This window comes from Microbacterium sp. JC 701, assembly GCF_021026215.1.
GTDB lineage: Bacteria > Actinomycetota > Actinomycetes > Actinomycetales > Microbacteriaceae > Microbacterium > Microbacterium algihabitans.
In genome coordinates, this window is record NZ_JAJNCV010000001.1 from 1,384,885 (window position 1) to 1,397,681 (window position 12,797).

A 12,797-nucleotide genomic window follows, 5' to 3' on the forward strand; every position below is an offset into this window, starting at 1 on the left:
TGTCCGTGTGAGCCGCTTCCGGCTGAAACCCGCGGTCGGGTCGCAGACCCGCCCCTTTTCGTGTGCGTCGTCCGCGACGATCTGCGGGGTCACTGATCCACCGGCCTCGCGCCGGAACGTTCCGGACCCGGTTCCGGACGAACGCTCAGGAGGAGCATGCCGACCACGGCAACCGCCGCCCGTAGCTCGAGCCAGCGGCGCAGGAAGACCACGTCATCCCGACGAGACGACGAAGCCCCCGTCATCCCGATCCTCGCCCGCAAGGTGCGCGAGGTCGAGGCGAAGGCTCAGCGCGGCAAGCTCGGGCCGACCAACCGCGTCAAGTTCCAGGTGATCGCCTTCCTCGTGCGCGAAGAGCGCGCACGCGTCAAGGCCGACACCGAGATCACCGACGCCGCCCGCGCCGAGCTGCTGAAGCGCCTCGACGGGGTCGCGACGATCCTCGCCAAGACCGCCGCGCGCGACACCTCGCTGATCCAGCTGCTCGAGGTCGACGCGGCCACCTCGCCGGTCGCTCGTCGCATGCGCCGCGACTGGCTGCTGGAATCCGGCGCCGAACTGCCGCCGGACGAGCTGATCATCACCGACAACGCGCCCAAGATCACCCCCGTGGTGCCGGCGGCGCTGGCCGAGAAGCAGGTCATCCCCGCGTCGATCGAGGCGCGTCAGATGGCCAACCCCTTCCTCGCCCCCGACCTCACCCCGCGCACGAGCGGTGACGCGCCGCGCCGCCGCCTCGACGGCTGGGAGCTCATGGGCCCGCTGTACAAGGCGTTCGAGACCGGCGCCGGCGGGTCGGCCGCGAGCATGGAGCTGCCTCCCGTCCCCGAGTTCGACCGGCTCTCGCCGCGCGGGCTCGAGGTCATGCCGCACCAGTCGCGCTTCCTCGAGGCCGTGCGCCTCGGGCACCGCTCGTTCCTGCTCGCCGACGAGCCGGGCCTGGGCAAGACCGCGGAGTCGGTGCTCGCGGCATCCGTCGCCGATGCCTACCCGCTGCTGGTCGTCGTCCCCAACGTGGTCAAGATGAACTGGGCCCGCGAGGTGCAGCGGTGGACGCCGCAGCGCCGGGCGACCGTCATCTCGGGCGGCGGCGCCGACATCGACGCCTTCGCCGACGTCTTCATCGTCAACTACGAGATCCTCGACCGGCACCTGTCGTGGCTGTCGTCGATCGGCCTCAAGGGCGTCGTGGTCGACGAGGCGCACTTCATCAAGAACCTCACCTCGCAGCGCTCGCAGAACGTGCTGGCTCTGGCATCCCGCGTCCGTCAGCAGACCCGCGACCCGCTCATGCTGGCGCTCACGGGCACCCCGCTGATCAACGACGTCGAGGACTTCGACGCGATCTGGCGCTTCCTCGGCTGGACCAACGGCGAGAAGCCCGGTCCCGAGCTCATGGAGAAGCTGGATGCCACGGGCCTGACCCCCGCCGACAAGTCGTTCTACCCCGAGGCGCGTGAGGCCGTCATCTCGATGGGCATCGTGCGGCGCAAGAAGAAGGACGTCGCCGCCGACCTGCCCGACAAGCTGGTCGCCGACCTGCCCGTCGAGCTCGACGACGAATACGGCCGCTCCATCCGCCAGGCCGAGCGCGAGCTCGGTGCCCGCCTCGCAGCGAAGTACCGTCGCATCATCGAGGCGCGCGGAGACCGCGGTCTCGCCCGCGGCGAGATCGACGAGGACATCGTGCGTCTCGTCGCCCACGGCGAGCTCGAGGAGTCCAAGGCCGCCAGCTCCGGCAGCGAGAACGTGTTCACGATGGTGCGCCGCATCGGCCAGGCCAAGGCGCACCTCGCGGCCGACTACGCCGTGCAGCTGCAGCGCTCGGTGGGCAAGGTCGTGTTCTTCGCCAAGCACATCGACGTCATGGACGCCGCCGAGGCGCACTTCAAGGCCTCGGGCCTGAAGGCCGTCTCGGTGCGCGGAGAGCAGACCTCGACCGCGCGCCAGGCCGCGATCGACGCGTTCAACAGCGACCCCGACGTGGGCATCGCCGTCTGTTCGCTCACCGCCGCCGGCGTCGGCCTCAACATGCAGGCCGCGTCGAACGTCGTGCTCGCCGAGCTGTCGTGGACGGCCGCCGAGCAGACGCAGGCGATCGACCGCGTGCACCGCATCGGCCAGGACGAGCCCGTGACCGCGTGGCGCATCATCGCCGCGCACACGATCGACACCAAGATCGCCGAGCTCATCGACTCCAAGGAGGGCCTCGCCCAGCGCGCCCTCGACGGGCTGGCGGTCGAGCCCGGGTCCAGCGACTCGGTGCAGCTGTCGGCGCTCATGCACCTGCTGCGTCAGGCGCTCGGCAAGGCCTGATCCCGTTCGTCACGAACGCCCCGGTCGCTTCGGCGCCGGGGCGTTCGTGCGTTCCGGCCGGGGTGCCGTCGTGCCTCGCGGCCTCGTGGCTCGCGCCGTCGTTGGCTCGGGCCGTCGTGCCTCGGGCCGTCGTGCCTCGGGCCGTCGTGCCTGGTGCCGTCGTGCGGACGTCGGGGACGACCCGCCGGGGCCGGACGCCCGAGGAACGGCGTGTCGCGGGTGGCGTCCGCACGACGGCGGTGGTGCGGCGTGCGCGGGGCGCCGGGGCCACGGCATCCGCCCGCTCTTCTTCGCCGTGTGGCAGCCGTCCCGCCCGCGGCGATAAGGTCGAAGACGGCAACGGCGCCGACCTCCACCCGAACCACAGCACTTGAGGACTCTGCCCATGAAGATCGGCATCCTGACCAGCGGCGGCGACTGCCCCGGGCTCAACGCGGTGATCCGTGGCGTCGTGCTCAAGGGCACGACCAACTACGACATCGAGTTCGTCGGCATCCGCGACGGCTGGCGCGGCGTGGTCGACGGCGACTTCTTCCCCCTCACCCGCCACGAGGTGAAGGGTCTGTCCAAGGTCGGCGGCACCATCCTCGGCACGAGCCGCACCAACCCCTACGAGGGAGCGCGCGGCGGGGCCGAGAACATCTCGAAGACCCTGTACGGTCACCGGATCGACGGCATCCTCGCCATCGGTGGCGAAGGAACCCTGGCCGCGGCCGATCGCCTGTCGAAGGACGGCATCAACGTGCTCGGCGTGCCGAAGACGATCGACAACGACCTGCGGGCGACCGACTACTCGTTCGGGTTCGACACCGCCGTGAACATCGCGACGGATGCCATGGACCGCCTGCGCACCACCGGTGACTCCCACCAGCGCTGCATGGTGGCCGAGGTCATGGGTCGCCACGTCGGCTGGATCGCCCTGCACGCCGGTATCGCCGCGGGTGCGCACGTCATCTGCATCCCCGAGGTGCCGATGTCGATCGAGGAGATCACCGAGCAGGTCACGCGCGCGCACGACCGCGGTCGCGCGCCCCTGGTCGTCGTGTCGGAGGGCTTCAAGCTCAAGGGCATGGACGAGGCGTTCAGCGACAAGGGCCTCGACGCCTTCAACCGCCCGCGCCTGGGCGGTATCGGCGAGCAGCTCGCCCCCGAGATCGAGCGTCTCACCGGCATCGAGACCCGCTCGACCGTGCTCGGTCACATCCAGCGCGGCGGTTCGCCCTCGGGCTTCGACCGCGTGCTCGCGACGCGCCTGGGCCTGCACGCCGCCGACGCGCTGCACGAGGGCGCGTGGGGCCAGATGGTCGCCATGCGCGGCACCGACATCGTGCGCGTGCCCTTCGCCGACGCCCTCGGCGAGCTCAACAGCGTGCCCCTGTACCGCTACGAAGAGGCCGCCGCGCTGTTCGGCTGAGCCTGCTGCGTCGACGCCCCGTCCTGCTGTGTGTGGGGCGGGGGCGTCGCGCTGTGTGCGGGGCGGGGCGTCGTGCTGTGCGGGGGTGCTGTGCGGTGTGGGCGTTCTGCGGGGCGGGGCAGGCGTTGCGCGCGCCGGGGCGTCCTGCCATGCAGGCGGGGCGTTCTGCTGGGTGAATCCCGGCCTTGCGCGCGCCGGGGCGACCCGCCATGCGGGCGCGGCCTTCTGTGGGGCGGGCAAGGTACCTTGTCCCACTTTGTGTCGATCCATGTCCCACTTTTGGCTGCCCAGGCGCCCTCCAGGCAGCCAAAATCGGGACATGGTGGCGACCTCGGCGCGACTTGTCGTGGCGGGCGCCCTGTGGATAACTGGGGACGGGGTCGGCGGAGGCGAGAAGCTGAGGGATGCCGCGTCCTCGACCTCTTCCCGGGCAGCTTCCCGAGCATTTCTCCGTCGGCGCCGCCGCTGAGCTGGGAGTGACGCGTGCTCGGCTGCGAGCCGCAGATTTGGAGTCGCCATTCCATGGCATCCGGTCGTCGACGACCGCTCTGCCTTCGTCTTTGATCGAGCAGTGCCTCACATACGCGCCGCGCCTGATGCCCTGGCAGTTCTTCAGTCACGAGACGGCGCTTGCTCTGCGGGGAGTATGCACTCCGGAGTGGCCGTACGTGCCGCGGATCCATGTTTCCGCACACCGGCCGGCGAGGGAGCCGCGGACGAAAGGAGTCATCGGCCACCGTCTGCAAGCGCGCGCACCAGCGTTCTCTGCGGGCCCACTCGACCTGCCGGTCGAGGACCCCGTGCGGGCATGGAGACAATGCGGGCGGCTCTGGCCCCTTGATGATCTGGTCGCTGCGGCCGACGCGCTCCTGAGCGGGCGGCCGCCGATGGCCGACGCAGAGCAGCTGAGGTCTGAGGTCACTGAGATGGGCGACGTTCGGGGCGGTGTTCTCCGTACGGCGGTCGACCTCGCCCGACCCGGCGTCCGGTCGCCGAGAGAGACACGTCTGCGCCTCCTGCTGGCCCGGAACGGGCTCCCGACGCCCGAGGTCAACGCCGACATCTTCGACTCGAGAGGCGTGTTCGTCGCGGAGATCGACCTCGCCTTTCCCCGATGGATGGTCGCCGTTGAATACGACGGACGCGTCCACGCCGAGGACGAGCGACAGTTCGCGCGGGATGCCGATCGGTGGGCCGCCATCCGGGCGGCGGGATGGGATCACGTGCGCGTGCTGAAACATCACCTTCGAGATGGAGGCGCTCCGGCCGTCGCTCTCGCTCGCGATGCGCTCGTCAGAGCCGGTTGGAGGCCGGGGCTCTCAGCCCATGTGTGTTGATCCATGTCCCGAAAAAGGTTGTCTGAGCCGTGCGCAGACAGCCAAAAGTGGGACACGGTCTGCACAAATCGGGACATGGGTTGTCAACGCAAGGCTGATCGCGGCCTGCGTCACTGCGGGGGCGGCACCGAAAGCCCCGCACGCCGAACGCCCCGCCGCGCGAGGCGACGGGGCGTTCGGCGCGGAGGGCGCGGGTCAGTCGGTGAGGCCCAGCACGTCGAGCAGCCATGCCAGCTCGAAGGCGCGCTCGCGCCAGGCGTTGTAGCGACCGCTCACGCCGCCGTGGCCGGCGACCATCTCGCACTTGAGCATCGCGTCGGCGCCGACCTCGCGCAGGCGCGCCACCCACTTGGCGGGCTCGACGTACAGCACGCGGGTGTCGTTGAGCGAGGTGACCGCGAGGATGCGGGGGTACTCGACGCCCTCGCGCACGTTCTCGTACGGCGAGTACGACTTCATGTAGGCGTACACGTCGGCGTCGTGCAGGGGGTCGCCCCACTCGTCCCACTCGATCACCGTGAGCGGGAGCGAGGGGTCGAGGATGGTCGTGAGGGCGTCGACGAACGGCACGTCGGCCAGGATGCCGGCGAACAGCTCGGGCGCGAGGTTGGCGACGGCGCCCATCAGCAGGCCGCCCGCGCTGCCGCCCTCGGCGACGATGCGGTCGGGCGTCGTGTAGCCGGCGTCGACCAGGTGACGCCCCGCGGCGACGAAGTCGGTGAAGGTGTTGCGCTTCGCACGCAGCTTGCCGTCTTCGTACCATTGCCGGCCCATCTCGCCGCCACCGCGCACGTGCGCGACGGCGAAGACGACACCGCGGTCGAGCAGCGACAGGCGGGGGACCGAGAACCCGGGCTCGATCGAGTGCTCGTACGAGCCGTAGCCGTACAGGTGCACGGGCCGGGGGGTGTCGCCCGGCTCGCCGAACGAGCGCTTCCACACCAGCGACACCGGAACCTGCGTGCCGTCGTCGGCGGGCGCCCACACGCGCGCCTGTCCGTAGTCGGCGGGGTCGAAGCCCCCGAGCACGGGCTGGCGCTTGCGCAGCAGCAGCTCGCCGGTCTCGATGACGTAGTCGTACACGGTGCCCGGGGTGACGAACGAACCATAGCCCAGACGCAGGACCGGGGGAGCGTACTCGGGGTTGCCGCCCGTGCCCACGCTGTACAGCGGCTCGTCGAAGGCGATCTCGGTCACGGCGCCGTCGGCGTACGACAGCATGCCCAGGCGGGCGAGGCCGTCGCGGCGGTAGCCGACCACGCCCCAGTCGCGGAAGGTGTCGACGCCCAGCAGCCGGTGGCCGGGGTGGTGCGCGATCACGGTCTCGCGGGCACCCTGGGGGTCGGATGCCGAGACCTTGACGAGCTCGAAGTCGAGCGCCCCGTCGTTGTGCAGGACGTAGAGCACGTCTTCGCCGTCGACCACGGCGTGCGAGGAGGAGTATTCGACGCCCTCGCGCCGCGGCCACACCACGCGGGGCTCGCCCCGGAGGTCGTCGGCGTCGAGGATCCACTCCTCGCTCGTGATCGACGAGCCCATCTCGATCATCAGGTAGCGGTCGCTGCGCGTGAAGTCGGCGCCGACCCAGTACCGGTCGTCGGGTTCGTGGAAGAGCTTCACGTCGGCATCCGTCGCCGTGCCGATCTCGTGCAGCCACACGGTGTCGGGGCGCCAGGCGTCGTCGACGGTGGTGTAGACGATGAAGCGGCCGTCTGGCGAGAAGGTCGCGCCCGAGAACGTACCGGGGATCTCGTCGGGCAGGGTCTCGCCCGTCACCAGGTCGCGCACGCGCACGGTGTAGCGCTCGTCGCCGGCGACGTCGATGCCGTACAGCATGCGCGTGCCGTCGTTCGAGATCTCGAAGCTGCCGAGCGAGAAGAACTCGGTGCCCTCAGCCTCGACGTTGCCGTCGAACAGCACCTGCTCGCCCGGGACGGGCCGGTCGGGCGACAGGGTCGGCGGCGTCCAGTCGTCGGGGGAGTCGAGCGGGGCGCGGCACTGGATGCCGTACTGCGCGCCCGCGACGGTGCGGCCGTAGTACCACCAGTCGCCGCGACGAGCGGGGACAGAGAGGTCGGTCTCGAGCGTGCGGCCCTTGATCTCGCCGAAGATGGCGTCGCGCAGCGGCCCCAGGTGCGCGGTGCGCGCGGAGGTGTAGGCGTTCTCGGCCTCGAGGTGCGAGATGACCTCGGCGTCGTCTTTGGCGCGCAACCACTCGTAGGGGTCGTCGAACGTGTCGCCGTGGTGCGTGCGCGGCGCGGGGCGGCGGGCGGCGACGGGAGGCGTGGGCTGCGAGGCGTGATCGGTCACCGTTCCACGGTAGTGCGCCCCTCCGACATCGGTCTCCGACGGCACCGGATGCCGCCGTGTCGGGCGTTTCCGTCGTGGGCCGTCCGCGCGCCGCGGGGGCCGACGCCCCGGGCGGGTGCCCGCCCCCGCCCGCGCGCGTTTGACCGCCGCCCCCACCGATGAAATGATGTCGAGGCGACACCGATGAACAGGTGTCGAACTCCAGGTGAACTCTTCGTTCGTCGCGCCGATCCCGTCGGCATCCCTTCTTCCTTCTCACGGAAAGCGAACGGTGGAGAGCGCAGCCCTCATCATCGTGCTGGTCATCGCGCTGGCACTGTTCTTCGATTTCACCAACGGATTCCACGACACCGCGAACGCGATGGCCACGCCCATCGCCACCGGTGCGCTGAAGCCGAAGGTCGCGGTCCTGCTGGCGGCCAGCCTGAACCTGGTCGGGGCGTTCCTGTCGACCGAGGTGGCCAAGACCATCTCGGGCGGCATGATCCGCGAGGACCAGCTCAGTCCCGACATCTTCCCGCCGATCATCTTCGCGGGCCTCATCGGCGCGATCACGTGGAACATGCTCACGTGGCTGCTCGGCCTGCCGTCGAGCTCGTCGCACGCCCTCTTCGGCGGCCTGATCGGTGCGACCCTCGTGGGCGTCGGCGCCTCGGCGATCGACACCGGCGTGGTGCTGAGCAAGGTCATCCTCCCGGCGCTCATCGCGCCGCTCACGGCCGGGATCATCGCGTTCGTCGTCACCAAGATCGCGTACGGCATCACCCGGCGGTACGACATGAAGGCGGACGGTCGGGACGGCTTCCGCTGGGGGCAGATCTTCACCTCGTCGCTGGTCGCCCTGGCGCACGGCACGAACGACGCGCAGAAGACCATGGGCGTCATCACCCTCGCGCTCATCACAGTCGGCTGGCAGTCGTCGGCGAACCCCGACCCGCAGATCTGGGTCGTCTTCGCGTGCGCGATCACCATCGCGCTCGGCACCTACATGGGCGGCTGGCGCATCATCCGCACGCTCGGCAAGGGCCTGACCGACGTCAAGCCGGCGCAGGGCTTCTCGGCCGAGACCTCGACCGCGGCGACGATCCTCGCCTCCAGTGCCCTCGGCTTCGCGCTGTCGACCACGCAGGTGGCATCCGGATCCGTCATCGGATCGGGCCTGGGCCGCCGCGGATCGACCGTGCGGTGGAACACCGTCGGCCGCATCATGATCGGCTGGGTGCTCACGCTCCCCGCCGCCGGTGCCGTCGGTGCCGCCGCTGCGCTGATCGTCGTCTGGCTGGGTGGATGGGGCGTCGCGGTCGACGCGGTGATCGCGGTCGTCATCGTGCTCGGCTTGTTCCTGCGCTCGCGTCGCGACTCGGTCACCTCGGCCAACGCGATGAGCGAGGTCGCCGACTCGGGCGCCGCCGTCAAGGTGCCCCGCAAGCCCGGCCCGACGCGCCGCCAGCGTCGTCTCGAGCGCGACAAGGCCGGAAAGGACGCCTGATGCTGATCAACTGGGAAGCCTTCCTCCAGGTCTTCGTCGCGGCCATCGTGGGCGCCTCGATCGTCGTGACCTTCTACGCGCTGGGTCTGCGTCTGCTCGTGACCGGCGGGCGCCCGCCCCTGGTCTCTCCGGCGGAGTTCACGGATGCCATCACCGTGATCTCCGACAAGCAGAAGCGCCGCGCCGAGAAGGCGGTGGCCAAGGCCGCCAAGAAGAACCCGCTCAGCGACGGCCAGAAGCGGCTGGCGCTCGTGGCCGCCTACGCGTGCTTCGCGGTGTGCGCCGCGGCGGTGCTGGGCGCGCTGCTGCTCATCCTCTTCAACCACTGAGCCGTCGACGCCGCTGCATCGGATGTCGCAGGCCCCTCCTAGGCTGAGCTCATGGCATCCGTGCAGTTCGGTCAGCACGCGCCCGCGGCGCGCGTGATCCTCCATCTCAGCGATACGCATCTGCTCGCCGGCGACCGGCTGCTCGGCGATCGCTACGACACCGCGCGGCACCTGCGGCGCACGCTCGAGGCCGCCGAGGCGACGGGGGTGAGACCGGATGCCGTGGTGTTCACCGGCGATCTGACGGACCTCGGCGAGCCCGAGGCCTATCGGGCGCTGCGCGTGGAGGTCGAGCCGTGGGCGGAACGCCTCGGGGCTCCCGTGGTGTGGGTCGCGGGGAACCACGACGAGCGTCCGGCGCTGCGCGAGGGACTCCTCGACGGGGAGCCGACGCAGGAGCCGGTGACCGGCGTGTGGGACCTCGGGGGGCTCCGCCTCGTCGCGCTCGACTCCACCGTGCCCGGGTGGCACCACGGCGACCTCGACGCCGCCCAGCTGGAGTGGCTGCGCGCCGAGCTGTCGACCCCGGCGCCGCTCGGCACGATCCTGGCGCTGCACCATCCGCCGCTGCCGACGCACATCCCGTTCTTCGACATCCTCGAGCTGCGCGACCAGCCGGGTCTCGCGGCGGCCATCGCGGGCAGCGACGTGCGCGCGATCCTCGCCGGTCACCTCCACTACTCGACGTCGGGCACCTTCGCCGGCGTCCCCGTGAGCGTGGCGGCGGCCTCCTGCTACACGATGGACCTGGCCCGACCGGGCGACGCGGTGAACGGCATGGACGGTGGCAGGTCGTTCCACCTGGTGCACGTGTGGGACGACACCGTCACCCACGCCGTCGTGCCCGTGGTCGACGACGAGGCCTCCGGTTTCTTCACCCCGGAATGGACGCAGCGCATGGCCGCCCTCAGCCCGCAGGAGCGGCTCGAGGCGTTCTCGCGAAAGAGGTGAGCGTGCAATAGACGCAACGGACGGTGACGATATCGTCACATGCCGCCGTGTCCAGCGAGCCCATCGCACGGGGTCGTTAGGCTCGGACCATCCCTGCTCGCCGTGACACCCACGAGGATTCCCACATGGCTTTGGACGCAATGACGCGCACCCGCACCGAGACCGATTCGCTCGGCTCGCTCGACATCCCCTCCGAGGCGTACTGGGGCATCCACACCGCCCGTGCGCAGGAGAACTTCCCGATCGCGAAGCGACCGATCTCGGTCTACCCCGACCTCGTGCGGGCCCTCGCGATGGTGAAGCAGGCGTCGGCTCGCGCCAACCGCGAGATCGGCGTGCTCGACGAGGCGAAGGCCGACCTCATCGACCGCGCTGCGCAGCGCGTGATCGACGGGGAGTTCCACGACGAGTTCACGGTGGGCGTCATCCAGGGCGGCGCCGGCACGTCGACGAACATGAACGCCAACGAGGTCATCACCAACATCGCCCTCGAGATGGCAGGTCGTGAGAAGGGCGATTACGCCTTCCTGTCGCCCATCGACGACACCAACCGCAGCCAGTCGACCAACGACGTGTACCCGACGGCGATCAAGATCGGCCTCGCGCTGACGCTGCGCAGCCTTCTCGAAGAGCTCGCGCTGCTGCGGCAGGCGTTCCTGAGCAAGTCGGAGGAGTTCCACGACGTGCTCAAGGTCGGGCGCACGCAGTTGCAGGATGCCGTGCCGATGACCCTCGGCCAGGAGTTCCACGGCTTCGCGACCACCCTCGGCGAGGACTACAACCGCCTCACCGAGAATGCGTACCTGCTCTACGAGATCAACATGGGCGCGACCGCCATCGGCACCGGCATCACCGCGCACGCCGGCTACGCCAGTGCCGTGCTGCGCCACCTGCGCGCGATCACCGGCCTCGACCTCGAGACGGCGACCGACCTCGTCGAGTCCACGAGCGACACCGGCGCCTTCATGTCGTTCTCGGCCTCGCTCAAGCGCAACGCCATCAAGCTGTCGAAGATCTGCAACGACCTGCGTCTGCTGTCGTCGGGCCCCCAGGCCGGTCTCGGCGAGATCAACCTGCCCCCGCGTCAGGCCGGGTCGAGCATCATGCCCGGCAAGGTCAACCCGGTGATCCCCGAGGTCGTCAACCAGGTCGCGTTCTCGGTCGTCGGCGCCGACATGACCGTCACGATGGCGGTCGAGGGCGGCCAGCTCCAGCTCAACGCCTTCGAGCCGGTCATCGCGCACTCGATCTTCCAGTCGATCACCTGGATGCGCCAGGCCATGTGGACCCTGCGCGTCAACTGCGTCGACGGCATCACCGCCAACCGCGAGCGCCTGGGCGCGATGGTCGGTTCGTCGGTCGGCGTCGTGACGGCGCTGACGCCGTTCATCGGCTACGCGGCCGCGGCGGCCCTCGCCAAGACCGCGCTGCTGACGCACCGCAACGTCGCCGACCTGGTCGTCGAGGCCGGGCTGATGACCCGCGACGAGGTCATGAAGCAGATCTCGCCCGCGCGCCTGTCGGGCCTGCAGGCCGTGACGGCGGCGATCCCGATCGTCCGTGCGGCCGACAGCGTCGTCGAAGAGGACTGAGCCCGCTCATCGCGAAGGGCCGGGGCGTGATCGTCCCGGCCCTTCGTCGTGCGGCGTCGCCGTCTGCGCGGCGCCGGGGCTCCGGCATCCGGAACAGACCCCGGATGCCGCGTCAGTCGAGGATGCGGCAGTGCGTGGTCAGCTCGCCGATGCCGTCGATCCCGACGGTCACGGTGGAGCGGTCGCGCAGGAAGATCTGCGGATCGCGCGAGTAGCCGGCGCCGCCCGGGCTGCCGGTGGAGATGAGGGTGCCGGGGAGCAGCGTCACCGACTCCGACAGCTTGTTGATGAGCGTGGCGACCGAGCGCACCATCTGGCCGGTGCTGGCGTCCTGCACGGTGTGGCCGTCGACGACGGTCCAGATGTGCAGGTCCTGCGGGTCGGGGATCTCGTCGGCGGTCACGACGAACGGTCCGGTCGGGGTGAAGCCGTCGAACGACTTGCAGCGCGACCACTGCGCCTCGGAGAACTGGATGTTGCGCGCGGTCACGTCGTTGACCACGGTGTAGCCCCAGACGTGGTCGAGCGCCTCGGCCTCGGGGATGTCGCGTCCCGGCCGGCCGATGATGACGCCCAGCTCGGCCTCGTAGTCGACGGCCTCGCTGAGCGAGCGGGGCCACGAGGTGGTCTCGCCGTGCGCGGTCAGGGAGTTCGGCCACAGCACGAAGACGGTGGGACCGGCGTCGGTCTTGAGCCCCAGCTCGCCGGAGTGCGCGGCGTAGTTGAGCCCCACGGCGAGGATCGAGGGCGGAGCGAGGACGGCGGAGGCGTACCGGATCCCCTGCAGCGGATGCCGCGGAGCCGACGCTGCGGCGTCCTTCACCCGCGCGAGCAAGTCGTCGCCTCCCGCGATGAGCTGCTCGAGAGTGCTCGGGGCGCCCGCGAAGAAGTCGTCGACGAACGAGAACTCCTCGCCGTGGACGCTGACGAGACGGGGGGCTTCCGCCCCTTCCTGTGAACGGACGTGGGCGAAGCGCATGCCTCCACGCTACCGGGCCTTGCGCGGTGGCGAGGGCCGCAAGCCCCGGATGCCCTGTCGGAGGCCGCCTCTAGGCTGTG

9 protein-coding genes are annotated in these 12,797 nt (G+C 70.3%); 7 read left to right on the top strand and 2 right to left on the bottom strand.

Annotation, left to right across the window (positions count from 1 at the left end; translation table 11 throughout):
- The first annotated feature begins 156 nt into the window (after positions 1 to 156).
- The 3 genes from LPW41_RS06540 (at position 157) to LPW41_RS06550 (ending at position 5,067) form a co-directional block, all read left to right on the top strand.
- The gene (locus LPW41_RS06540) at positions 157 to 2,316 is read left to right on the top strand and encodes a DEAD/DEAH box helicase (RefSeq protein WP_230704383.1); all 2,160 of its coding nucleotides are present in this window, start codon (positions 157 to 159) and stop codon (positions 2,314 to 2,316) included.
- A 385-nt stretch (positions 2,317 to 2,701) separates the two neighbouring features.
- Positions 2,702 to 3,730 carry a 6-phosphofructokinase gene (locus LPW41_RS06545; protein WP_144828417.1) on the top strand — a complete coding sequence of 343 codons (1,029 nt, stop codon included), beginning with the start codon at positions 2,702 to 2,704 and terminating at the stop codon, positions 3,728 to 3,730.
- 887 nt (positions 3,731 to 4,617) lie between these two features.
- Positions 4,618 to 5,067 carry a hypothetical protein gene (locus LPW41_RS06550; protein ID WP_230704384.1) on the top strand — a complete coding sequence of 150 codons (450 nt, stop codon included), beginning with the start codon at positions 4,618 to 4,620 and terminating at the stop codon, positions 5,065 to 5,067.
- Between the two features lie 195 nt (positions 5,068 to 5,262).
- On the opposite strand, the gene LPW41_RS06555 is transcribed toward LPW41_RS06550, so the two are convergent.
- Positions 5,263 to 7,377, bottom strand: coding sequence for a S9 family peptidase (locus tag LPW41_RS06555; protein ID WP_154095937.1), 2,115 nt, complete (start codon positions 7,375 to 7,377; stop codon positions 5,263 to 5,265).
- Positions 7,378 to 7,648: 271 nt separating this feature from the next.
- Here LPW41_RS06555 and LPW41_RS06560 point away from each other — a divergent pair, with 271 nt between their 5' ends.
- The 4 genes from LPW41_RS06560 (at position 7,649) to LPW41_RS06575 (ending at position 11,738) form a co-directional block, all read left to right on the top strand.
- Positions 7,649 to 8,866, top strand: a complete 1,218-nt coding sequence (locus LPW41_RS06560) for an inorganic phosphate transporter (RefSeq protein WP_144828408.1) — start codon at positions 7,649 to 7,651, stop codon at positions 8,864 to 8,866.
- Entirely contained in the window at positions 8,866 to 9,195 is a 330-nt protein-coding gene (locus LPW41_RS06565; RefSeq protein ID WP_144828406.1) for a peptidase, read from the top strand. The genes LPW41_RS06560 and LPW41_RS06565 overlap by 1 nt, the downstream gene beginning before the upstream one ends.
- Positions 9,196 to 9,246: 51 nt before the next feature.
- The gene (locus tag LPW41_RS06570) at positions 9,247 to 10,146 is read left to right on the top strand and encodes a phosphodiesterase (protein ID WP_230704385.1); all 900 of its coding nucleotides are present in this window, start codon (positions 9,247 to 9,249) and stop codon (positions 10,144 to 10,146) included.
- A 125-nt stretch (positions 10,147 to 10,271) separates the two neighbouring features.
- Positions 10,272 to 11,738: an aspartate ammonia-lyase gene (locus LPW41_RS06575; RefSeq protein ID WP_144828400.1), complete on the top strand. Its 1,467-nt coding sequence runs from the start codon at positions 10,272 to 10,274 to the stop codon at positions 11,736 to 11,738.
- A gap of 112 nt (positions 11,739 to 11,850) precedes the next feature.
- Here LPW41_RS06575 and LPW41_RS06580 read toward each other — a convergent pair whose 3' ends face one another.
- On the bottom strand, positions 11,851 to 12,717 hold the full coding sequence (locus tag LPW41_RS06580; protein ID WP_144828397.1) for a fumarylacetoacetate hydrolase family protein: 867 nt from the start codon (positions 12,715 to 12,717) through the stop codon (positions 11,851 to 11,853).
- Positions 12,718 to 12,797: the final 80 nt, after the last annotated feature.

Coding starts and splice junctions, on each gene's coding strand:
- LPW41_RS06540 (WP_230704383.1), top strand. CDS start 157: ATGCCGACCACGGCAACCGCCGCCCGTAGCTCGAGCCAGCGGCGCAGG.
- LPW41_RS06545 (WP_144828417.1), top strand. CDS start 2,702: ATGAAGATCGGCATCCTGACCAGCGGCGGCGACTGCCCCGGGCTCAAC.
- LPW41_RS06550 (WP_230704384.1), top strand. CDS start 4,618: ATGGCCGACGCAGAGCAGCTGAGGTCTGAGGTCACTGAGATGGGCGAC.
- LPW41_RS06565 (WP_144828406.1), top strand. CDS start 8,866: ATGCTGATCAACTGGGAAGCCTTCCTCCAGGTCTTCGTCGCGGCCATC.
- LPW41_RS06570 (WP_230704385.1), top strand. CDS start 9,247: ATGGCATCCGTGCAGTTCGGTCAGCACGCGCCCGCGGCGCGCGTGATC.
- LPW41_RS06575 (WP_144828400.1), top strand. CDS start 10,272: ATGGCTTTGGACGCAATGACGCGCACCCGCACCGAGACCGATTCGCTC.
- LPW41_RS06580 (WP_144828397.1), bottom strand. CDS start 12,717: ATGCGCTTCGCCCACGTCCGTTCACAGGAAGGGGCGGAAGCCCCCCGT.